Source organism: Pseudomonas sp. AG1028, from assembly GCF_007993955.1.
GTDB lineage: Bacteria > Pseudomonadota > Gammaproteobacteria > Pseudomonadales > Pseudomonadaceae > Aquipseudomonas > Aquipseudomonas straminea.
Window position 1 is genome coordinate 61188 of sequence record NZ_VIVP01000012.1, and the last position, 22326, is coordinate 83513.

A 22326-nucleotide genomic window follows, 5' to 3' on the forward strand; every position below is an offset into this window, starting at 1 on the left:
CGAGACGCTTAGCGGAAGCCGCGGCGCTGGCGGATCAGCGCATAGGCGTTGTGCAGTTCGCGGGTCGCTTCCGTGGCCTCGCGCACCTTTTCCGGGGCCGCACCGCTGCCCGCCAGCTTGTCGGGATGGTGACGACTGAGCAGGCGTCGATAAGCCTTCTTGATCTGCTGAACCTCGCTGTCAGCCGACACACCGAGCAGGCGCAGGGCCTGCTGATAGCTGTCCGCAGCCGCGGCCGGCGGACCACGGCGCGGTGAATAGGCGTCGCTGAATGCCTCTTGCGCTTCGACGGCGACCCCCAGCCACTTGCCCCATAGCAGGATCAGCTCGCGTTCGGCCTGGCCCACCTTGCCGTCGGCCCAGGCCATGCGCCAGCAGGCACGCAGCAGTTCCTGTGCCTCGCCACGGCGCCGCAGCAGCGGGCCACGCAGGTTGTCTTGCCCGGTCTTGCCCCGCGAGAAGGCTTCGATGGCCGCCGCCCTTCCGACCTCGCCCAACGCCAGGCGCTGCATCTCGGCGCGGGCCTGGCGGATGTGCGTCTGCTGCACCACACCATCGCTCTTGGCCAGACGACCGAGCATGACGAACAGCAGGTTACCGTCAGCGACCGCGGGCTTGCCGACCAGTCGCTCGCCTAGTGTTTTCCAGCCACGCAAGCCCAGGCGGCGATCCAGAACCTGGCCAAGCAAGCCACCAAGCAGCAGACCGGGAATGCTCGCCAGGGCGAAGCCGGCCAGCGCCCCCACCAACGTCAGCGGCCAGTACATATCAGCGCTCGCCCTGCAGCAGCGATTCCACCTCGGCCAGGCGCTCGTGGGTGCCGACATCGACCCAACGGCCAGTGAAGCGTTCGCCGCTCACCTGCTGCTCGGCCATCGCCGCCCGTAGCAAAGGTGCCAGTTTGAACGCGCCGAGCTGGCAGCCAGCGAACAATGCAGGATCGAGCACGGCGATGCCGCTGTAGGTCAGGCTGGCGTCACCGGCTGCGGCATCCGCCACCCGGCCTTCTTGAAGGCGGAAGTCGCCCGCCGGGTGATGAGTCGGGTTATCCACCAGCACCAGATGAGCCTTAGTACCGAAGGGCCGGCGCAGAACCGAAAAATCGTAGTCGGTGAAGATATCGCCGTTGACCACCACGAACGGCTCGTCACCGAGCAGCTGTAGCGCCTTGAAGATACCGCCGCCGGTTTCCAGCGGCTCGCCTTCGGCCGAATAGCGAATGCTGACACCGTAGCGCTCACCAGTGCCCAGGTAGTCTTCGATCTGCTGGCCGAGCCAGGCGTGATTGACCACCAGCTCACTGAAGCCCGCACGCGCCAGGGCGCGCACGTGGTAGTCGATCAGCGGCACGCCAGCAGCCCGCACCAACGGTTTGGGCGTGTGCAGCGTCAGCGGTCGCAGGCGCTCGCCCTTGCCGGCAGCGAGAATCATCGCCTTCATCGGGCGGCCTCCGTGGCGCCTTTGAGCTCGGCGATCAGCTCGCCGAGCTCGGCCAGTTCAGGACGCCTGGCGAGCACGGCTTCTATATAGGCAAAGAAACGCGGCACGTCGGCCAGATAACGGGGCTTGCCATCGCGGTGGCAGATGCGCGCGAAGATGCCGATCACCTTGAGGTGGCGCTGTACGCCCATCAGGTCGCTGGTACGCAGGAAGTCCGCCAGATCATCCTGCACGGGAACGCCGGCGGCGCGGGCCTTGTGCCAATAGCCTTCCAACCAACCCTGCACGCGCGCCTCTGGCCAACTGAGGAAAGCATCCTTGAACAGACTGGTGATGTCGTAGGTGACCGGGCCGTAGACAGCATCCTGGAAATCCAGCACGCCGGGATTGGGCTCGCTGATCATCAGGTTGCGCGGCATGTAGTCGCGGTGCACCAATACCTTTGGCTGTGCCAGAGCGCTGTCGATCAACAGGGTGCAGATGCGTTGCCAGGCGGCCTGCTGCTCGGCATTGAGAGTCAGGCCGAGTTCGCGGGCCACGTACCAATCCGGAAACAATTGCAGCTCGCGGCGCAGCAGGGCGTCGTCGTAATGCGGCAGCCCGGCATCCATGGGCAGCTGCTGATAGGCCAGCAAGGCATCGATGGCAGGCGTGAACAATTGGTCGGCATTGTCGCCGTCGATCACGTCCAGGTAGGTCTGACGGCCCAGATCGCTGAGCAGCAGAAAGCCCTGATCGAGATCCGCCGCATGGATCTGCGGCACGTTCAGATCGGCGCGAGCCAGCAGATTGGCCACCTCGACGAAGGGCCGGCAGTTCTCCTGGGGCGGCGGCGCGTCCATCACGATCAGGCTGCGCTCGCCCGCCTGCCAGCGGAAATAACGACGAAAACTGGCGTCGCTGCTGGCCGGCTGCAGCACCGCCTCCGGTACCTCGCCCCAGCCATTGGTAGCGAACAGGGCCTGCAGTTGTGGCGCTAGCCATTGCTTCAGGCGTTGTAAACGTACATCGTGATCAGGCATTGCAAGGGTCTCCGACGGCGCTAGCCGTTGCGCGGGTCATGCTTTATTATCCAGCATCTTTTTCAGCCCATCGAGAGGCGTGCGGCCCCTGGGCCAAAAGCGCACAGGAAGCCCGGAAAACAAGATGGCAGTAAAATACCCCGCTTTTCGCAAGAAATTCCCGCTTCTGGTAACGGGTGGCCTGTTGGCCCTGCAGCCCTTCGCCAGCCCATTCGCCACCGCTGCCGAACAATTCGACTGCCAGGCATCGCCAACCGGCGGCTGGGCCTGTGCACCGAAAACCAGCAACGCCAACGTGCCAAGTCGTCCGGACCATAGCGCCAACTCAGTGAGTTCCGGCGGCTCCGCTGCGCCTGCGGCGGCGGCCAAGAGCAAACCCCAGCCGACGCTGGTGACCGAAGCGGGTGGCCGCGCCCTCGCCTCGCGAAGCGCCGACTATAGCCACTTGGACTGGGTACCGCGCGAGAAGCTGACCAGCGCCCAGCTGGCAGAGATCGGCCCGGCCTGCTCCGGCGCCTACATCGAGCCGGCCCGTCCGGGTATGAACGACAAGACGCCGATGAGCGAAGCACCGATGTTCGTATCGGCCAAGGCTTCGCGTTATCAGCAGGAAGAGCAGGTCGCGACCCTCGCCGGTGACGTGGTGGTGCGCCAGGCCGGCATGCAGGTCGAGGCCGACGAAGCCAGCCTGCACCAGGCCGAGAACCGTGGCGAGCTGGTCGGCAACGTTCGCCTGCGCGACCAGGGCGCCCTCGTCGTCGGTGATCGTGGCGAGCTGCAACTGGACAACGGCGAAGCGCGCATCGACAACGCCGAGTACGTGATGCACGCTCAACACGTACGTGGCAGTGCGGCTTACGCCAAGCGCGAAGAAACCGCGATCATCCGCCTCAAGGATGGTACCTATACCAGCTGCGAACCAGGCAGCAACGCCTGGTACCTGAAGGGCAACAACATCACCCTCAACCCGGCCACCGGTTTTGGTACCGCGACCAACGTCACCCTGCGGGTCAAGGATTTCCCGGTGTTCTACACGCCGTACATCTATTTCCCGATCGATGATCGCCGCCAGTCCGGCTTTCTGCCGCCGAGCATCAGTACTTCAGGCAGCAACGGCCTGACCCTGCAAACCCCGTATTACTTCAATCTGGCACCGAACTTCGACGCCACCCTGTACCCAACCTACATGGCCAAGCGCGGCCTGCTGATGGAAGGCGAGTACCGCTATCTGACCCGCAACAGCGAAGGCCAGGTCGGCGGCGCCTACCTGGACGACCAGGAAGACGAGCGCAAGCTGCAGTCGGGCTACAAGGATCAGCGCTGGATGTACAGCTGGCAGCACAAGCAGGGCCTTAATGACCGCCTGCTGGCCGAGGTCGACTACACCGATATCAGCGATCCTTATTATTTCCAAGATCTAAAGTCGGATCTGGGTGTCGAGACATCTGATTATGTAAACCAGCGCGGTACACTTACCTGGCGTGGCGACAGCTACACCGCGAAACTCAACGCGCACGCCTATGAGTTGGCTAGCATAACCGCCGTGACGCCTTACAACCGCCTGCCGCAAATCACTCTGGACGGTAAGCTACCGATTGAACCGGGTGGCCTGAACTTCACCTACGGCAGCGAACTGGTACGTTTTGATCGCGATCTGCGCAGCGGCAACTACATCGACCAGAATGGCAACGTCGAAGGCCCCTGGAACGACTTCAACGTGCAAGGCCTAGCACGTGCCAATGGTACCCGGCTGCATGTGGAGCCCGGCGTAAGCCTGCCGCTGGACTGGAGCTGGGGCTACGTCAAGCCGCAGATCAAGTACTTACAAACCAACTATGATCTGGACTTGGATCAGCGCGGCAAGAACACCCTGCTGGCTGACGAACAGTACAGCAGCACACAGAGCCGCGGTGTTGGTATGTTCAGCGTCGACAGCGGCCTGTACTTCGACCGCAATACTTCGCTATTCGGCCGTGAAGCTCGCCAGACTCTGGAGCCACGCCTTTTCTACCTCTACGTGCCCGAAGAAGATCAAACTGATATCCCGGTCTTCGACACCAGCGAGAGCACTTTCAACTACTCCTCGCTGTGGCGTGAAAACCGCTTTACCGGCAAGGATCGTATCGGCGACGAGAACAAAATCTCGCTCGGCGTAACCAGCCGCTGGATAGAGCCCAACGGCTTCGAGCGCCAGCGCTTCAGCATCGGCCAGGCTTTCTACTTCGAAGACCGTAAGGTGCAGATGCCGGGCATTAATTACCGTGACCGCGATGAAGCCACCTCTTCGGTTTCGCCCTACGCTCTGGAATATATGTATCGCTACAACCAGGACTGGCGTTTCACTTCAGACTTCAACTGGGATCCGGACACTCATCGCACCCGCTCCGGCAGCGCCATGTTCCATTACCAGCCTGCGGACAACCCACGCAAGGTTGTCAATGCTGGTTACCGTTATCGTAACGACACCCTCAACTACGACGAGAGCACCGGCCGCTGGGGCTACGGAAGCGATTACGGCACGCCTGGCAGCAGTACCTTCATCAAGGACTACTACAAGGTTAGCCAGCATGACTTCTCCGTCATCTGGCCGGTTGGTCCGCAGTGGAGCCTGATCTCGCGCTGGCAGTACGATTACGGCCGTAACCGTACCCTGGAAGCGTTTGGCGGTTTCGAGTACGACAGTTGCTGCTGGAAACTGCGCGTGATCAACCGCTACTGGATTGATCACGACGAGGTCAGCCTCAACCCCTCGCGCAACGACAAAGCCGACACTGGCATCTTCCTGCAGGTCGTCCTCAAAGGCCTGGGTGGCGTGACCGGCAATAAAGTTGAGACCTTCCTCGACCAAGGCATTCAAGGTTATCGTGAACGTGAAGAACAAGCTCACTGAGTACATGCGCACGCTGCTGTTGGGCGCGATGTTTCTGGGTACTGCGGCGCACGCCGATGTACAGCCTCTCAACCGCGTGGTGGCGATCGTCGATAACGACGTGATCATGCAAAGCCAACTCGATGCCCGGCTGCGCGATGTACAGCGCACCCAGGCCAAGCGTGGCGGCGAAGCGACACCAACTGATGTCCTGACCAAACAGGTGCTCGATCGTCTGATCCTGGAGAATATCCAGCTGCAGATGGGCGAGCGCGCCGGTATCCGCATCAGCGACGAAGAACTCAATCAGGCCATGGCTACCGTTGCACAGCGCAACGGAATGACCATGGACCAGTTCCGTGACGCCCTGGCAAAAGACGGCCTGTCCTTCAACGATGCCCGCGACCAGATAGCCCGCGAGATGATCATCAGCCGCGTACGCCAGCGCAGGGTCGCTGAACGTATTCAGGTGACCGAGCAGGAAGTGAAGAACTTCCTCGCCTCCGACCTGGGCAAGATGCAGCTGTCCGAAGACTTCCACCTAGCCAGTATCGTCATTCCGATTCAGGAAGACGCATCCTCGGACGCCCTGCAAGCCGCCGAGCGTCGTGCCCAGGACATCTACCAGCAGGCCCGCCAGGGCGGCGACTTCGCCAAGCTGGCGGTCGCCAACTCGGCCAGTGAGAACGCGCTGGACGGTGGTGACATGGGCTGGCGCAAGGCCGCCCAGCTACCATCGCCATTCGATAACATGATCAGTGCCATGAGCGTGGGTGATGTAACTGAGCCGATCCGCACCCCAGGTGGTTTCATCATCCTCAAGGTGCTGGAGAAGCGTGGTGGTGAGGCCGCGGCCGTACGTGACGAAGTGAACGTGCGTCACATCCTGATCAAGCCAAGCGAGATCCGCACCGACGCCGAGGCCAAGGTATTGGCCGAGCGCCTGTACCAGCGCATCCAGGCAGGCGAAGACTTTGCCGAACTGGCGAAGAACTTCTCCGAAGACCCGGGCTCTGCGCTCAACGGCGGTAGCCTCAACTGGATCGACCCGAACGCTCTGGTGCCAGAGTTCCGCGAGGTGATGAACAACACCGCCAGTGGCGAAGTATCCAAGCCGTTCAAGAGCCAGTTCGGCTGGCACGTGCTGCAGGTCATGGGGCGTCGCGCCACCGACAGCAGCGAGCAGATGCGTGAGCAGCAGGCCCTGAACCTGCTACGCAACCGCAAGTACGACGAAGAACTGCAGACCTGGCTGCGCCAGATCCGCGATGAAGCCTATGTGGAGATCAAGCTGTAAATCAGCTTGAATACCCTCGAAGCCCGGCACAGCGCCGGGCTTTTTCATTTCTGCCTGGGCTAAAATCACGCAGCCCGACCTCGAGACCGGATCATGCCCAATAGCCTGCGCTTCGCCCTCACCCCCGGAGAACCTGCCGGCATCGGTCCGGATCTTTGCCTGTTGATCGCCCGCGAGCAGCAGACCCATGCACTGATCTGCGTCGCCAGTCGCGCACTGCTGCAAGCTCGCGCTGCGGAGCTGGGACTGCAGATCGAGCTTATCGATACTGCACCTGATAATTGTCCTACTCAGCCCGCGCCAGCCGGCAGCCTCTACGTGTGGGATACGCCGCTGGGCGAGCCGGTGGTCACCGGTCAGTTGAGCAAGGCCAACGCCGCCTATGTACTGCAGACCCTGACGCGCGCCGCCGAAGGATGCCTGAACGGCAGCTTCGCCGGAATGATCACCGCGCCGGTGCACAAAGGCATCATCAACGATGCGGGTATGGCCTTTTCCGGCCATACCGAATTTCTCGCTGACCTGACCGGCACGCCCCAGGTAGTGATGATGCTCGCGACCCGCGGCCTGCGGGTAGCACTGGTCACCACCCACCTGCCGCTCAAGGACGTAGCCGATGCCATCACCACTGAGCGCCTGCAGCGCGTGACACGCATCCTGCACGCCGACCTGCGCGACAAGTTCGGCATTGCCAGACCACGCATCCTGATCTGCGGCCTTAACCCACATGCCGGCGAAGGCGGCCACCTGGGACGCGAGGAAATCGAAGTCATCAAGCCTGCGCTCGAGCAACTGCGCGGCGAAGGCATGGAGCTGATCGGCCCGCTACCGGCCGACACGCTGTTTACCCCCAAGCACTTAGAGCATTGCGACGCCGTGCTCGCCATGTATCACGATCAGGGTTTGCCGGTGCTCAAGTACAAAGGCTTCGGCGCAGCGGTGAACGTGACCCTGGGCCTGCCGATCATCCGCACCTCGGTCGACCACGGCACCGCGCTGGACCTTGCCGGTACCGGGCGCATCGACTGCGGCAGCCTGCAGGTCGCCCTGGAAACTGCCTACGAGATGGCGGGCAGCCGCCTTGAGCCATAAGTCGACTGTCGAGAGCGGCGCCGCTGCACGGGCGTTCCCTGCTAAACTGCGCGTTTTCGCCTGACCGCTTTACGCGCTTGCTTGATGCTTGCAGCTTGAAGCCTGGAGCTGCTTTTCAGATGTCCGAGCCTTACCAACACCGCGCGCGCAAGCGCTTCGGCCAGAACTTCCTTCATGACGCCGGGGTGATTCACCGTATCCTGCGCGCCATTCATGCCCGCGAGGGCGAGCACCTGTTGGAGATCGGCCCAGGCCAGGGCGCACTGACCGAAGGGCTGCTCAACAGTGGCGCCCAACTGGACGTGATCGAGCTGGATCTGGACCTGATCCCGATCCTGCAGGCCAAGTTCGCCGACCAGCCGCGCTTTCGACTGAACCAGGGCGATGCCCTGAAATTCGACTTCTCGAGTCTGCAGGCAGCGCCCAACAGCCTGCGGGTGGTCGGCAACCTGCCGTACAACATCTCCACACCGCTGATTTTCCACCTGCTGGACAACGCCCATCTGATCCGCGACATGCACTTCATGCTGCAAAAGGAAGTGGTCGAGCGCCTGGCCGCGGGCCCGGGCGGCGGCGACTGGGGGCGGCTGTCGATCATGGTGCAGTACCACTGCCAGGTGGAACACCTGTTCAACGTCGGCCCGGGTGCCTTCAACCCACCGCCCAAGGTCGACTCGGCCATCGTGCGCCTGGTGCCGCACAAGGTGCTACCGCACCCGGCCAAGGATCATCGCCTGCTCGAGCGCGTGGTGCGCGAGGCCTTCAACCAGCGCCGCAAGACCCTGCGCAACACCCTCAAGGCGCTGCTGCCGGCCAGTGAGATCGAGGCAGCCGGCGTCGATGGCAGCCTGCGCCCCGAGCAGCTGGATCTGGCCGCGTTCGTGCGCCTGGCCGACCAGCTGGCCCTGCAACCCGCGCCTTCGCCCACCTGATTGATCGAGTGCCCATGTCCGACCCTCGTTACCAGATCGACGTCAACATCGTCACCCGCTACCTGCCAGCGCAGTCGCAGCCCGAGCAAAACCGCTTCGCTTTCGCCTACGACGTGACCATCCACAACGCCGGCGAGCTGCCGGCGCAATTGCTGGCGCGCCACTGGGTGATCACCGACGGCAACGGCCAGGTTCAGGAAGTGCGCGGCGCCGGCGTGATCGGCGAACAACCGCTGATCGCTCCGGGCGAAAGCCACCGCTACAGCAGCGGCACGCTGCTGGCCACCCAGGTCGGCACCATGCAGGGCAGCTATCAGATGCTGGCTGACGACGGTCAGCGCTTCGATGCGCCGATCGCGCCCTTCCGCCTCGCCGTTCCAGGCGCCCTGCACTAAGGGTCTACCCCGGTTTCGTTCGTGGCCGCGCCGGAGCCATTTTTTGCGCGAGGCTAGGCATGAGGAGAGAAGTTTGGTTATTCCAAATGAACGACGAATAACGCAGCATCGCGCAAAAAATGGCCCGACCCTTCGGGTTGCGCGAAGAATTGCACCATGCAGCGTTGCGAGGCTTGGCAAGGGAGCGACCATTACCTGCGCCTCGCGCCTTACCTGGTGCAATTTTTCGCAGCAACGCGGCTCACGACGAAACGGGGGTAGACCCTAATGGCGACCTATGCCGTCGGCGACCTGCAGGGCTGCCTGAAGCCGCTGCAGTGCCTGCTCGAACGCGTGGCCTTCGACCCGGCCCGTGACCGACTGTGGCTGGTCGGCGATCTGGTCAACCGCGGTCCGGCGTCCCTGGAAACCCTGCGTTTTCTCTACGGCATGCGCGAGGCGCTGGTCTGCGTGCTGGGCAATCATGACCTGCACCTGCTCGCCGCCGCGCGCAATATCGAGCGCCTCAAGCGGGGCGACACCCTGCGCGAGATTCTCGAAGCGCCGGACTGCGACGAACTGCTGCAATGGCTGCGCCAGCAGAAGCTGCTGCATTATGACGAGCAGCGCGACACTGCCTTGGTACACGCCGGCATACCGCCGCAGTGGAACATGGCCAAGGCACTGCGCCGCGCCACCGAAGTCGAGAACGCGTTGCGCGACGACGCTCTGTATCCGATGTTCCTCGACGGCATGTACGGCAACGAGCCGGCGTGCTGGGACAAGGAGCTGCAGGGCATCGCGCGGTTACGGGTGATCACCAACTATTTCACCCGCATGCGCTTCTGCAAGGCCGACGGCACCCTGGACCTGAAGAGCAAGGAAGGCCTGGATACCGCGCCGGCCGGCTACCTGCCCTGGTTCAGCCACAAACAGCGCAAGACCCGTGACCAGAAGATCATCTTCGGCCATTGGGCGGCTCTGGAAGGCCACTGCGACGAACCCGGTGTGTTTGCCCTGGATTCGGGCTGCGTGTGGGGCGGCAGCATGACCCTGATGAATATCGATAGCGGCGAGTACCATCGCTGCGACTGTAGCGAGGAAGCAGCATGAGCGAGTTCAAACGCATCCCCCCCGAACAGGCCCAGGCACTGCGCGACAAAGGCGCCGTGGTGGTCGACATCCGCGATCCGCAGAGCTTCGCGGCCGGTCACATCAGCGACTCCCAGCATCTGGACAACTATTCGCTGGCCGACTTCATCGCCAAGGCCGATCTCGACGCACCGCTGATCGTCACCTGCTACCACGGCAACTCCAGTCAGGGTGCCGCAGCCTATCTGGTTGGCCAGGGTTTCTCGGAGGTCTACAGCCTCGACGGCGGCTTCGAACTGTGGCGCGCCACCTACCCCCAGGACACCGAAACCAGCCAGCCGGAATAAAACCGGCTCGCTACCTCACCTACGTCGCCAAGACGCTCGCGCATAAATTTTTTTCGCCAGCCAAGCCCCGCCAATGCTGGGTTTGCCTGCCTCTCTGGCGCCGCAATGGAGCCTGACCTGGCAATTGCGCCTTGATCTTGCCGATTACCAACTATCCTTGTTCTAGGCCATCCCAATTCAGGTAGCCGGCCAACCGGCCGAACGGGCCATCGGTACTCACCTTCAGCAGCCAGCCAGAGCCACGCAATACAGGGTCAGGCGGGAGAAGGCAGCCGATACGCCTTGCGCGAGATGCGCAAGGCGGCTGTCCTCAACCTGCCATGCGACGGACAGCCGACCATGAGGTTCTGACTGACCAAGGGGTGTTTGGGGGATTCATCTCGGCAGCGCGAGCGCCGAGTCTGCATGCACCCGCTCGACCGATCCCGGCCGGCTCCCAGCATCGAGCGAGGTGAAGTCATGAGCATTTTCAGTCACTTCCAACAACGATTCGAGGCGACGCGCCAGGAGGAATACTCGCTGCAGGAGTACCTCGAACTGTGCAAGCAGGACCGCAGCGCCTACGCCAGCGCGTCCGAGCGCTTGCTGATGGCCATCGGCGAACCGGAGCTGCTCGATACTTCCCATAATCCGCGGATGTCGCGCATCTTCTCCAACAAGGTGATCCGCCGTTATCCCGCCTTTGCCGACTTCCACGGCATGGAAGAATGCATCGAGCAAATCGTGTCCTACTTCCGCCACGCTGCCCAAGGCCTGGAAGAAAAGAAACAGATCCTCTATCTGCTGGGCCCGGTCGGCGGCGGTAAATCCTCACTGGCCGAGAAGCTCAAGCAACTGATGGAGAAGGTGCCCTTCTACGCTATCAAGGGCTCCCCGGTGTTCGAATCGCCGCTGGGCCTGTTCAACGCCGCCGAGGACGCTGCAATCCTCGAAGAGGATTACGGTATTTCCCGCCGCTACCTGGGCAGCATCATGTCGCCCTGGGCCAGCAAGCGCCTGGCCGAGTTCGGCGGCGACATCAGTCAGTTCCGGGTAGTGAAGCTCTATCCGTCGATCCTCAACCAGATTGCCATCGCCAAGACCGAGCCGGGCGACGAGAACAACCAGGACATCTCCGCGCTGGTCGGCAAGGTGGATATCCGCAAGCTCGAGGAGTTCCCGCAGAACGATGCCGATGCCTACAGCTATTCAGGCGCGCTGTGCCGGGCCAACCAGGGCATGATGGAATTCGTCGAGATGTTCAAGGCGCCGATCAAGGTACTGCACCCGTTGCTCACCGCCACCCAGGAAGGCAACTACAACAGCACCGAAGGGCTGGGCGCCATTCCCTACAACGGCATCCTGCTGGCCCACTCCAACGAATCGGAGTGGCACACCTTCCGCAACAACAAGAACAACGAGGCGTTCATCGACCGTATCTACATCGTCAAGGTGCCGTACTGCCTGCGCGTCAGCGATGAGATCAAGATCTACGACAAGCTGCTGGTCAGCAGCTCCCTGGCCAACGCCCACTGCGCGCCAGACACCCTGAAGATGCTCGCCCAGTTCTCCACCCTGTCGCGCCTCAAGGAACCGGAGAACTCCAACATTTACTCGAAGATGCGTGTCTACGACGGCGAGAACCTCAAGGATACTGATCCCAAGGCCAAGTCGATCCAGGAGTACCGCGACGCAGCCGGCGTGGACGAAGGCATGAACGGCCTGTCGACCCGCTTTGCCTTCAAGATCCTCTCCAAGGTCTTCAACTTCGACCCACACGAGGTAGCCGCCAACCCGGTGCACCTGCTCTACGTGCTCGAGCAGCAGATCGAACAGGAACAGTTCCCCGCCGAAACTCGCGAGCGCTACCTGCGCTTCATCAAGGAATACCTGGCGCCGCGCTATATCGAGTTCATCGGTAAGGAAATCCAGACTGCTTATCTGGAGTCCTACAGCGAGTACGGCCAGAACATCTTCGACCGCTACGTGCTGTACGCCGACTTCTGGATTCAGGATCAGGAATACCGTGACCCGGAAACCGGGGAAATCCTCAATCGCGTGGCCCTAAACGAGGAACTGGAGAAGATCGAGAAGCCGGCCGGCATCAGCAACCCGAAGGATTTCCGCAACGAAATCGTCAACTTCGTGTTGCGCGCCCGGGCCAACAACAACGGCAAGAATCCGACCTGGCTCAGCTACGAGAAACTGCGGGTGGTGATCGAGAAGAAGATGTTCTCCAACACCGAGGACCTGCTGCCGGTCATCAGCTTCAACGCCAAGGCCAGCAAGGAGGATCAACAGAAGCACAACGACTTCGTCAAACGCATGGTCGAGCGCGGCTATACCGAGAAGCAGGTGCGCCTGCTGTCCGAGTGGTATCTGCGCGTACGTAAATCGCAGTAAGCGGCCTCTGCTGCGGGCCACGGTCATCTCGCCGTGGCCAGCATCAGCAGTGCCCGGAGGGCTTGTATGAGCTACGTGATCGACCGTCGCCTGAATGGCAAGAACAAGAGCACGGTGAACCGCCAGCGGTTCATTCGTCGCTATCGCGACCACATCAAGAAGGCGGTGGAGGACGCCGTCAGCCGCCGCTCCATCACCGACATGGAGCACGGCGAGCAGATCAGCATTCCCGGCCGCGACATCGACGAGCCGGTGCTGCACCATGGCCGCGGCGGCAAACAGACCGTCGTGCACCCCGGCAACAAGGAGTTCGTCGCCGGCGAACGGATTCCACGCCCGCAGGGCGGTGGTGGCGGCCAGGGTGCCGGCAAGGCCAGCAACTCCGGCGAGGGCATGGACGAGTTCGTGTTCCAGATCACCCAGGAAGAATTCCTGGACTTCATGTTCGAGGATCTGGAGCTGCCCAATCTGGTCAAGCGCCATCTGACCGGCGCGGAAACCTTCAAGACCGTGCGGGCGGGCATCAGCAGCGAGGGCAATCCGTCGCGCATCAACATCGTGCGCACCCTGCGTTCGGCCCATGCCCGGCGTATCGCGCTGTCCGGAAGCAGCCGGGCCAAGCTGCGCGATGTCAAGGCCGAGCTGGAGCGCCTGCGCCGCGAAGAGCCGGACAATTTCAGCGACATCCAACTGCTCGAGGCCGAGATCGAGCGCCTCAGCGCACGCATTCACCGTATCCCGTTTCTCGATACCTTCGACCTCAAGTACAACCTGCTGGTCAAGCACCCCAACCCCAGCTCCAAGGCGGTGATGTTCTGTCTGATGGACGTCTCCGGCTCGATGACCCAGGCCACCAAGGACGTCGCCAAGCGCTTCTTCATCCTCCTGTACCTGTTTCTCAAGCGTAACTACGACAAGATCGACGTGGTGTTCATCCGCCACCACACCAGTGCCAAGGAGGTGGACGAGGAAGAATTCTTCTATTCCCGGGAAACCGGCGGCACCATCGTCTCCAGTGCACTGAAGATGATGCAGGAGATCATGGCCGAACGTTACCCGGCCAACGAATGGAACATCTACGGCGCCCAGGCTTCGGACGGCGACAACTGGAATGACGACTCGCCGATTTGCCGGGATATCCTGATCAAGCAGATCATGCCCTTCGTGCAGTACTTCACCTACGTGGAGATCACCCCGCGAGAGCACCAGGCATTGTGGTTCGAGTACGAGCGAGTGGCCGAAGCCTTCGGCGAAACCTTCGCCCAGCAGCAACTGGTATCGGCGGGTGACATCTACCCTGTATTCCGCGAACTGTTCCAGCGGAGGCTCGCCACATGAGCAGCAACAAGAAACGCCAGCCCCTGTCCACCGGCTCGGAATGGACCTTCGAGCTGATTCGTGACTACGACCGGGAAATCAGCCGGCTGGCCGAGCGCTACGCCCTCGACACCTACCCCAACCAGATCGAGGTGATTACCGCCGAGCAGATGATGGATGCCTACGCCTCGGTCGGTATGCCCCTGGGCTATCACCACTGGTCATACGGTAAGCAGTTCCTCAGCACTGAGAAATCCTACAGCCGCGGGCAGATGGGCCTGGCCTACGAAATAGTGATCAACTCCGACCCGTGCATCGCCTACCTGATGGAGGAGAACACCATCACCATGCAGGCGCTGGTGATCGCCCACGCCTGCTATGGGCACAACAGTTTCTTCAAGGGCAACTATCTGTTCCGCACCTGGACCGACGCCAGTTCGATCATCGACTACCTGGTGTTCGCCAAGCAGTACATAACTCAGTGCGAGGAGCGCCACGGTATCGATGCGGTCGAGGATCTGATCGACTCCTGTCATGCGCTGATGAACTACGGCGTGGACCGCTACAAACGCCCCTACCCCATTTCCGCCGAGGAAGAGCGCCGTCGCCAGAAGGATCGCGAAGAGCATCTGCAGCGACAGATCAACGATCTGTGGCGCACCATCCCCAAGAGTGCCAGCAAGGCCGACGGCAGCGACAACAAGCGCTTTCCCGCCGAACCTCAGGAAAACATTCTGTATTTCCTGGAAAAACACGCTCCGCTGCTTGAGCCCTGGCAGCGCGAAGTGATCCGTATCGTGCGCAAGATCGCCCAGTATTTCTACCCACAACGCCAGACTCAGGTGATGAACGAAGGCTGGGCGACCTTCTGGCACTACACGCTGATGAACGATCTCTACGACGAAGGCCTGGTCACCGACGGTTTCATGATGGAGTTCCTGCAGTCGCACACCAGCGTGGTGTTCCAGCCGTCGTTCGACAGCCCCTACTACAGTGGAATAAACCCCTACGCCCTGGGCTTCGCCATGTACCGCGACATTCGCCGCATCTGCGAGGAGCCCACCGAAGAGGATCGCCGCTGGTTCCCGGACATCGCCGGCAGCGATTGGCTGAGTACCCTGAAATTCGCCATGACCAGCTTCAAGGACGAAAGCTTCATCCTGCAGTACCTGTCGCCCAAGGTGATTCGCGACCTGAAGCTGTTCAGCATTCTCGACGACGACCAGAAAGACGAACTCAGCGTGCCGGCCATCCACGACGAGCCGGGCTATCGGACCATCCGTGAAACACTCGCTGCTCAGTACAACCTTGGCAATCGTGAGCCCAACGTGCAGATCTGGAGCATTGATCGCCGCGGCGACCGCTCGCTGACCCTGCGCCACTTCCAGCACGACCGCAAGCCGCTGGGCAGTTCCACCGAAGAAGTGCTCAAACACCTGCACCGCCTGTGGGGTTTCGACATTCACCTGCAGACGCTGCAGGGCGATCGGATCGTCAACACCCAACACGTGCCACCGAGAAACGATGCAGCACAGGATGGCGACCACCCACGTCTGGATCTGCATATCCCTGCGCTGTAACCGCGCGACGACAGCCTCCGGCACAGCGGGTATCCTCTGCGCATGACGGAGACTTCTATGCAAATCTACAAAGTCGGTGGCGCCGTGCGCGACCGCCTGCTCGGCCGCCCGGTGACCGAGATCGACTGGGTGGTGGTCGGCGCCACGGCAGACACCCTGCTGGAGCAGGGCTATCGCCCGGTCGGCGCTGATTTTCCGGTATTCCTGCACCCGCAATCGGGCGAGGAGTACGCCCTGGCCCGCACCGAACGCAAGAGCGGGCGCGGCTATGGCGGCTTCACCTTTCACGCCAGCCCCGAGGTGACGCTGGAGGAGGACCTGATCCGCCGCGACCTGACCATCAATGCCATGGCAGAAGATCAGCAGGGCAACCTGATCGACCCCTACGGCGGCCAACGCGACCTCCAGGCCAAGCAACTGCGCCACGTTTCGCCTGCCTTCGCCGAAGACCCGCTGCGCGTGCTGCGCGTCGCCCGCTTCGCGGCCCGCTACGCGCCACTGGGCTTCAGCGTGGCACCCGAGACGCTCGAGCTGATGCGCCAGTTGGCCGAGTCCAGCGAGCTGGATGCCCTGACCCCGGAACGCAGTTGGAAGGAGATTTCCCGGGCACTGATGGAGCCTCGCCCGGACGTTTTCATTCAGGTACTGCGCGAGTGCGGCGCCCTGGCCGCCATGCTGCCGGAGGTCGACCGGCTGTTCGGCGTGCCCCAGCCCACGGCCCATCATCCGGAAATCGATACCGGTGAACATGTGTTGGCGGTACTGCGCCAGTGCGCCAGGCACGAGCAGCCACTGCCCGTGCGCTGGGCCTGCGTGCTGCACGATGTCGGCAAGGGGCTGACCGATCCCGCCGAGTGGCCGCGGCATATCGCCCACGAGCACCGTGGCATCGCACTGATCGAGGCGATCAACAAACGCTGCAAGGTGCCACGGGAATGCCAGGAGCTGGCCGAGCTGGTCGGCGAATTTCACACCCACGCCCACCGCGCTCTGGAGCTGCGTGCTTCGACGTTACTGGAGCTGATGCAGCGCTTCGACGTGTTCCGTCGCCCACAACGCTTCGAGGCCTTCGTGGCGGCCTGTGAAATGGATGCCCGGGGTCGTCATGGCTTGGAGGATCGTGACTATCCCCAAGCGGCCTATCTGCTGGCCGCCATGGCCGCGGTACGCGAGGTGGCCGTGCAACCACTGCTGGAGCGCGGCTACAAGGGCGCAGAGCTGGGTGAGGCGCTCAATCGTGAGCGCCTCACCGCGCTGAAAGCCTTCAAGCAGGCCAGCGAGAAAACCCGTTAAGGCGAAGGTAGAAGCTCGGGCGGCGTCAGCTCCACGCCGCGCCATTGGAACGAGACCGGCCATAGCTGCTGCTCGATTCGCGCGTCTCGCCAAAGGTCGGCAAAGCGCCGGCCTGCGCCCGGATGTTCGGCCTCGGGCACCAGCAAGGCCAGCGGCCGCAGCACGAAGGCATTCTTGAGGATTTCCGCCCGGGGCAGCACCAGGCCATCGAAATTGCCCACCAGCTCGCCATAGGTCAGTACGTCGATATCCAGCGGCAGGCCCTTGCGATCTGGCGCATAACGACCGTTGTCGGCCTCGATGAATTTCAGCCGCCGATCCAGCTCGGTCAGCGGCAGCGCCGTGCGCCCGGCGATCACCAGGTTGAAGAACGGGCCGCTCTTGATGCCCACCGCCAGGCTTTCGAAGACCGGCGAGCAGCGCATGTCGGTGACGATTTCGGCCAGGGCATCGAGCCCGGCGCGCAGGTGCGCCTCGCGCTCGATATTGCTGCCCAGGCCCAACAGGATTGGCGTTAGCGACATCCGCGCTCGATCTCCACACCGACACCACCACGGGCCGCCGGCACAGCGCCCGGCTTGGTCACACGCAAGCGCACCCAGGGAATGCCGAATTCGCTCATCAGCAGCGCCACCAGGCGCTCGGCGAAGGTTTCCACGAGGATGAACTGGGATTCGCTGGCGAAAGCCTGGATGCGCGTCGACAGCGTGGCGTAATCCAGGGCCTTGCTGAGGTCATCGTCCAGGGCAGCCGGACGATTGTCCCAGCCCAGCCACAGATCCAGCTGCAGGCATTGGCGGATGGTGCGCTCCCAGTCGTAGGCACCGATGACGGTGTCGACTTCCAGCCCTGCGATAAACACTGTGTCCAAGCATGCTCTCCACGGCACGACAAGCTCGCCGCACCTCGTTAGAATCGGCCATCCCCCGGCGCGGAATGGATACCATGTTTTGGTTACTGGCGACCCTCGCCTACCTACTCGGCTCGCTGTCCTTCGCTATCCTGCTCAGCCGCATGACCGGCCTGGCAGACCCGCGCGCCAGCGGTTCGGGCAACCCCGGCGCCACCAACATGCTCAGGGTGGCGGGCAAACGCCTGGCCATTCTCACGCTGATTGGCGATCTGTTCAAAGGTTTGCTGCCGGTGCTGATCGCCGCCCACCTCGATTTCACCGTTCGAGAGCAGGCCTGGCTGGGCTTGGCCGCGGTGATCGGCCATCTCTACCCGATCTACTTTCGCTTTCGCGGCGGCAAGGGCGTCGCCACGGCAGCCGGCATGCTGCTGGGGCTCTACCCACCGGCCGCGCTGCTGGCCCTCGGCGCCTGGCTGCTGACCTTCACCCTGACCCGCACCAGCTCCCTGGCGGCTCTCACCGCCGCGCCCCTGACGCTGCCGCTGCTGGCCTGGCAACAACCAGCGGCGCTGCTGCCGATGTGCGTGCTCAGCGGGCTGATCGTCTGGCGCCACCGCGGCAATCTGCGTGATCTGTGGGCCGGCCGCGAACGGCATTTCTGATCAGCGCCTGCTCGTGACAGCGCAGGCTTAGCTTTCGATGAAAAAATGATGCAGGGTGGCGAAAGCGGCCTGTCGCCGAGCCACTGCGGGAGCGCGCCATGCGCGCGAAAAATCGCGGGCATGGACTGGGCGTCCCCGCCCGCTCCCACAGATATGCGCCGATATACGCTTTTGCTTTCTAGCAGCCGCTTCACCCGCACATCACCAACACACCAACCCTCACAACGCCGGCAACTGCTCCATCGGCCAACGGGCCTGCACGGTGATCGCCAATTCCTCATGCTGCCCGGCCAGCAAACGCTGGCAACCGGCGTAGGCGATCATTGCACCATTGTCGGTACAGAATGCCGGACGCGCATAAAACACGTTGCCCTTCAGCGCTGCCGTCATGTCTTCGAGCGACATACGCAGCGCCCGGTTGGCACTCACTCCGCCCGCGATCACGAGGTTGCTCAGGCCGGTCTGTTTGAGCGCGCGACGGCATTTGATGGTCAGCGTCTCGACCACCGCCTGCTGGAAGGCCAGGGCCACGTCGCAGCGGGACTGCTCGCTGTCATCACCGCTGTCCTGACACTGCTGCCAGGTATTGAGGGTGAAGGTCTTGAGGCCGCTGAAGCTGAAATCCAGGCCCGGGCGATCGGTCATCGGTCGCGGGAACACGAAACGCCCCGGAATGCCGCGCTCGGCAAGACGGGCGATTTCCGGGCCACCGGGGTAGCGCAGGCCCATCAGCTTGGCGGTCTTGTCGAAGGCTTCGCCGGCCGCGTCGTCCAGGGACTCGCCGAGCAACTGGTACTGGCCGATGCCGTCGACGCGCACCAACTGGGTGTGACCGCCCGACACCAGCAGCGCAACGAACGGAAATGCCGGCGGCGTCGACTCCAGCATCGGTGCCAGCAGATGGCCTTCCATGTGGTGCACGCCAATGGCGGGAATGTCCCAGGCGAACGCCAGGGCCTGGGCGCAGGAGGCGCCGACCAGCAGCGCACCGACCAGGCCGGGCCCGGCGGTATAGGCGATGGCGTCGATATCGGTAGCCACGCAGCCCGCCTCGTTCAGCACCTGGCGGATCAACGGCAGCATGCGCTTGACGTGGTCACGCGAGGCCAGCTCCGGCACCACGCCGCCATAGGCGCGGTGCAGGTCGATCTGACTGAACAGCGCATCGGCGAGCAGGCCGCGTTCGCTGTCGTAAAGCGCGACACCGGTCTCGTCGCACGAAGTTTCCAATCCCAGAACCAGCATGGTTTCGCCTTCTCTGCCGCTTGCCCAGCGTAAAAGGCCGGCATGATAATCGCCGCTCGGCGGCCCAGACCAGTGCTTTTCGATCAGAGGCTTTGCATTCCGCTTGACGAGGCGGTAACATCCGCAACCCTTAAAAACCTGTGATCTTTCCGTGCCGTTGCCAGGAAGACACAAACCTCCGGTAATAAAGAAGGTAGCCCTGGATGCCAGCCGTCAAAGTTAAAGAGAACGAACCCTTCGACGTAGCTCTGCGTCGTTTCAAGCGCTCCTGCGAAAAAGCCGGTGTTCTGGCCGAAGTTCGTAGCCGCGAATTCTACGAAAAGCCGACCGCCGAGCGTAAGCGCAAAGCCGCTGCCGCTGTTAAGCGTCACGCCAAGAAAGTGCAGCGCGAGCAGCGCCGCAGCGTTCGCCTGTACTAATAGCGTACACGCAACGCCCGAATGCCCGGCCGAGCCGGGCATCATCGCCAAGAACTCCGCATCGCCAGCTGGCGAAATGGCGGAGTTTTTGCGTTTGTGCCGCTACATCTTCTGGACACCCTGAGCGTCTATGGCCGGCCTGATCCCGCAATCCTTCATCGATGACCTGCTCAACCGCACCGACATCGTCGACGTGGTGAGTTCGCGCATCCAACTGAAGAAGACCGGCAAGAACTACAGCGCCTGCTGCCCGTTCCACAAGGAAAAGACCCCATCCTTCACGGTCAGCCCGGACAAGCAGTTCTACTACTGCTTCGGCTGCGGCGCTGGTGGCAACGCCCTGGGCTTCGTGATGGATCACGACCAGACGGAATTTCCCCAGGCCGTCGAGGAACTGGCCAAGCGCGCCGGCATGGAAGTACCGCGCGAGGACAGCGGCCGCGGCGGCAAACCTCGCCAGGCCACCGACTCGCCGCTTTACGCGCTGCTCAAGTCGGCTGCCGACTATTACCGCCAGGCCCTGAAAAGCCATCCGCAGCGCCGCGCCGCGGTCGAGTACCTGAAAGGTCGCGGTCTGTCCGGCGAGATCGCCCGGGATTTCGGCCTCGGCTTCGCCCCGCCGGGCTGGGACAACCTGCTCAAGCATCTGGCCGGTGACAGCCTGCAGCACAAGGCGATGATCGATGCCGGCCTGCTGGTCGAGAACCCGGACAGCGGCAAACGCTACGACCGCTTTCGCGACCGGGTGATCTTCCCCATTCACGACAGCCGCGGCCGGGTTATCGCCTTTGGCGGCCGCGTGCTGGGCGACGACAAGCCCAAGTACCTGAACTCGCCCGAGACCCCGGTATTTCACAAGGGCCAGGAACTCTACGGCCTGTTTGAGGCGCGCAAGCACAACCGCAACCTCGACGAGATCATGGTGGTCGAGGGCTACATGGACGTCATCGCCCTGGCCCAGCAAGGCCTGCGCAACGCGGTGGCGACCCTGGGTACCGCCACCAGCGAAGAGCACCTCAAACGGATCTTCCGCCTGGTGCCCAGCGTGCTGTTCTGTTTCGACGGCGACCAGGCCGGGCGCAATGCGGCCTGGCGCGCCCTGGAAGCCGCGCTGCCCAACCTGCAGGACGGTCGCCGCGCACGCTTTCTGTTCCTGCCCGACGGCGAAGACCCGGACACCCTGGTGCGCAGCGAAGGCCCCGATGCCTTCCAGGCGCGCATTCATCAACACGCCCAGCCGCTGGCCGACTACTTCTTCCAGCAACTGAGCGAAGAGGCCGACCCCCGCTCGCTGGAAGGCAAAGCGCATCTGGTCACCCTGGCTGCGCCGCTGATCGACAAGATCCCCGGCAACACGCTACGCGCCCTGATGCGCCAGCGCCTGACCCAGATCACCGGCCTGGATGCCAGCGCCATGGGCCAGCCACAGGCGGCGCCTACGCGGCAATCGAGCGCGCCCGCCCAGCAAAGCCACGACCATCACGCACCGCCCTTCGAAACCATCCCGGACAGCGCCTATTACGACGCACCGCCAGGCTTCGAGGAGCATGCTGCGCCGGCGCAGGTGTTCGAGCGCCCGACCCGCAAGCCCGGCAAGGGCGAATGGAAAAAGGATGGCGGCAAATGGAAGAAAGGCCGCGACGACTACCATCCACCACGCACTGCGGTCAGCGTCGAGTCGCCGCACCTGAGCGCCCTGCGCAGCCTGCTGCATCATCCGGAGCTGGCGCAGAAAGTCGAGGATGTCAGCAACTTCGCCGCCGAAGACGACACGTACGCCCAACTGCTGGTAGCGCTGGTGGGCACTTTGCAGAAGCAACCGAAACTGCGTTCGCTGCAACTGATCGCCCGCTGGCACGGCACCGAACAGGGCCGCCTGCTCAAGGTTCTGGCAGAAAAAGAGTGGCTGATCGATCACGACAACCTTGAACGGCAGTTTTTCGACACCATAACTACACTTGCCCGTAGTCAGTCGCTCCGGCGACGCGAAACCGCTCTGCGCAGCATCATGCAAAAAAGCCCGAGCGAACTCACCGACGAGGAAAAGGCTCTGTTACGTGAGCATTACAGCAGCCTGAACTCGCCCAGCAAGACCCCAACTGGCGCCTGA

20 protein-coding genes are annotated in these 22326 nt (G+C 62.7%); 14 read left to right on the plus strand and 6 right to left on the minus strand.

Translation table 11 applies throughout. From position 1 onward, the window contains the following. Positions 1–8: 8 nt before the first annotated feature. From FB481_RS19605 to FB481_RS19615, 3 genes are read right to left on the minus strand one after another with little or no spacing between them, the layout of a single operon-like run. A complete protein-coding gene (locus FB481_RS19605) occupies positions 9–767 on the minus strand; it encodes a DnaJ domain-containing protein (protein ID WP_147177452.1) in 759 nt (252 codons plus the stop codon). A 1-nt stretch (position 768) separates the two neighbouring features. Continuing rightward, positions 769–1440, minus strand: coding sequence for an N-acetylmuramate alpha-1-phosphate uridylyltransferase MurU (gene murU, locus FB481_RS19610; RefSeq protein WP_147177453.1), 672 nt, complete (start codon positions 1438–1440; stop codon positions 769–771). Beyond that, positions 1437–2462: an aminoglycoside phosphotransferase family protein gene (locus tag FB481_RS19615; protein ID WP_147177454.1), complete on the minus strand. Its 1026-nt coding sequence runs from the start codon at positions 2460–2462 to the stop codon at positions 1437–1439. Before FB481_RS19615 ends, murU begins: the two co-directional genes overlap by 4 nt. A 124-nt stretch (positions 2463–2586) precedes the next feature. Between FB481_RS19615 and FB481_RS19620 the strand changes: the two genes are divergently transcribed. The 11 genes from FB481_RS19620 (at position 2587) to FB481_RS19670 (ending at position 17037) form a co-directional block, all read left to right on the plus strand. Beyond that, positions 2587–5352 carry an LPS-assembly protein LptD gene (locus FB481_RS19620; RefSeq protein WP_147177455.1) on the plus strand — a complete coding sequence of 922 codons (2766 nt, stop codon included), beginning with the start codon at positions 2587–2589 and terminating at the stop codon, positions 5350–5352. A gap of 4 nt (positions 5353–5356) precedes the next feature. After that, positions 5357–6628 (plus strand): peptidylprolyl isomerase SurA, encoded by a 1272-nt coding sequence (gene surA, locus FB481_RS19625; protein ID WP_372239580.1) that lies wholly within the window; start codon positions 5357–5359, stop codon positions 6626–6628. A 93-nt stretch (positions 6629–6721) separates the two neighbouring features. Then, positions 6722–7720: a 4-hydroxythreonine-4-phosphate dehydrogenase PdxA gene (pdxA, locus tag FB481_RS19630; protein WP_147177457.1), complete on the plus strand. Its 999-nt coding sequence runs from the start codon at positions 6722–6724 to the stop codon at positions 7718–7720. Between the two features lie 119 nt (positions 7721–7839). Then, positions 7840–8652, plus strand: a complete 813-nt coding sequence (rsmA, locus tag FB481_RS19635; RefSeq protein WP_075933858.1) for a 16S rRNA (adenine(1518)-N(6)/adenine(1519)-N(6))-dimethyltransferase RsmA — start codon at positions 7840–7842, stop codon at positions 8650–8652. 14 nt (positions 8653–8666) lie between these two features. After that, positions 8667–9047: a Co2+/Mg2+ efflux protein ApaG gene (gene apaG, locus FB481_RS19640; RefSeq protein ID WP_075932234.1), complete on the plus strand. Its 381-nt coding sequence runs from the start codon at positions 8667–8669 to the stop codon at positions 9045–9047. Between the two features lie 267 nt (positions 9048–9314). Continuing rightward, positions 9315–10139 carry a symmetrical bis(5'-nucleosyl)-tetraphosphatase gene (locus FB481_RS19645; RefSeq protein WP_147177458.1) on the plus strand — a complete coding sequence of 275 codons (825 nt, stop codon included), beginning with the start codon at positions 9315–9317 and terminating at the stop codon, positions 10137–10139. Then, positions 10136–10465, plus strand: coding sequence for a thiosulfate sulfurtransferase GlpE (glpE, locus tag FB481_RS19650; protein WP_147177459.1), 330 nt, complete (start codon positions 10136–10138; stop codon positions 10463–10465). The genes FB481_RS19645 and glpE overlap by 4 nt, the downstream gene beginning before the upstream one ends. A gap of 459 nt (positions 10466–10924) precedes the next feature. Beyond that, positions 10925–12847 carry a PrkA family serine protein kinase gene (locus FB481_RS19655; protein WP_147177460.1) on the plus strand — a complete coding sequence of 641 codons (1923 nt, stop codon included), beginning with the start codon at positions 10925–10927 and terminating at the stop codon, positions 12845–12847. Between the two features lie 66 nt (positions 12848–12913). Continuing rightward, entirely contained in the window at positions 12914–14185 is a 1272-nt protein-coding gene (locus FB481_RS19660) for a YeaH/YhbH family protein (RefSeq protein ID WP_147177461.1), read from the plus strand. Beyond that, entirely contained in the window at positions 14182–15744 is a 1563-nt protein-coding gene (locus tag FB481_RS19665) for a SpoVR family protein (RefSeq protein ID WP_147177462.1), read from the plus strand. Before FB481_RS19660 ends, FB481_RS19665 begins: the two co-directional genes overlap by 4 nt. A gap of 57 nt (positions 15745–15801) precedes the next feature. After that, positions 15802–17037 (plus strand): multifunctional CCA addition/repair protein, encoded by a 1236-nt coding sequence (locus FB481_RS19670; RefSeq protein ID WP_093507220.1) that lies wholly within the window; start codon positions 15802–15804, stop codon positions 17035–17037. On the opposite strand, the gene folK is transcribed toward FB481_RS19670, so the two are convergent. Together folK and folB are read right to left on the minus strand one after the other, a co-directional pair. Next, positions 17034–17561: a 2-amino-4-hydroxy-6-hydroxymethyldihydropteridine diphosphokinase gene (gene folK / locus FB481_RS19675; protein WP_093507218.1), complete on the minus strand. Its 528-nt coding sequence runs from the start codon at positions 17559–17561 to the stop codon at positions 17034–17036. The two genes, FB481_RS19670 and folK, sit on opposite strands and share 4 nt — an antisense overlap. Next, the gene (gene folB / locus FB481_RS19680; RefSeq protein ID WP_093507216.1) at positions 17552–17908 is read right to left on the minus strand and encodes a dihydroneopterin aldolase; all 357 of its coding nucleotides are present in this window, start codon (positions 17906–17908) and stop codon (positions 17552–17554) included. Before folB ends, folK begins: the two co-directional genes overlap by 10 nt. A 74-nt stretch (positions 17909–17982) precedes the next feature. On the opposite strand from folB, the gene plsY reads away from it, so the two are divergent. Then, a complete protein-coding gene (gene plsY / locus FB481_RS19685; RefSeq protein ID WP_147177463.1) occupies positions 17983–18552 on the plus strand; it encodes a glycerol-3-phosphate 1-O-acyltransferase PlsY in 570 nt (189 codons plus the stop codon). A 219-nt stretch (positions 18553–18771) separates the two neighbouring features. Here the strand turns inward: plsY and tsaD are convergent, their stop codons facing one another. Then, positions 18772–19797: a tRNA (adenosine(37)-N6)-threonylcarbamoyltransferase complex transferase subunit TsaD gene (gene tsaD, locus FB481_RS19690; RefSeq protein ID WP_147177464.1), complete on the minus strand. Its 1026-nt coding sequence runs from the start codon at positions 19795–19797 to the stop codon at positions 18772–18774. A gap of 203 nt (positions 19798–20000) precedes the next feature. Between tsaD and rpsU the strand changes: the two genes are divergently transcribed. Both rpsU and dnaG read left to right on the plus strand, forming a co-directional pair. Continuing rightward, a complete protein-coding gene (gene rpsU / locus FB481_RS19695; protein ID WP_003290642.1) occupies positions 20001–20216 on the plus strand; it encodes a 30S ribosomal protein S21 in 216 nt (71 codons plus the stop codon). A 130-nt stretch (positions 20217–20346) separates the two neighbouring features. Then, positions 20347–22326, plus strand: coding sequence for a DNA primase (dnaG, locus tag FB481_RS19700; RefSeq protein ID WP_147177465.1), 1980 nt, complete (start codon positions 20347–20349; stop codon positions 22324–22326).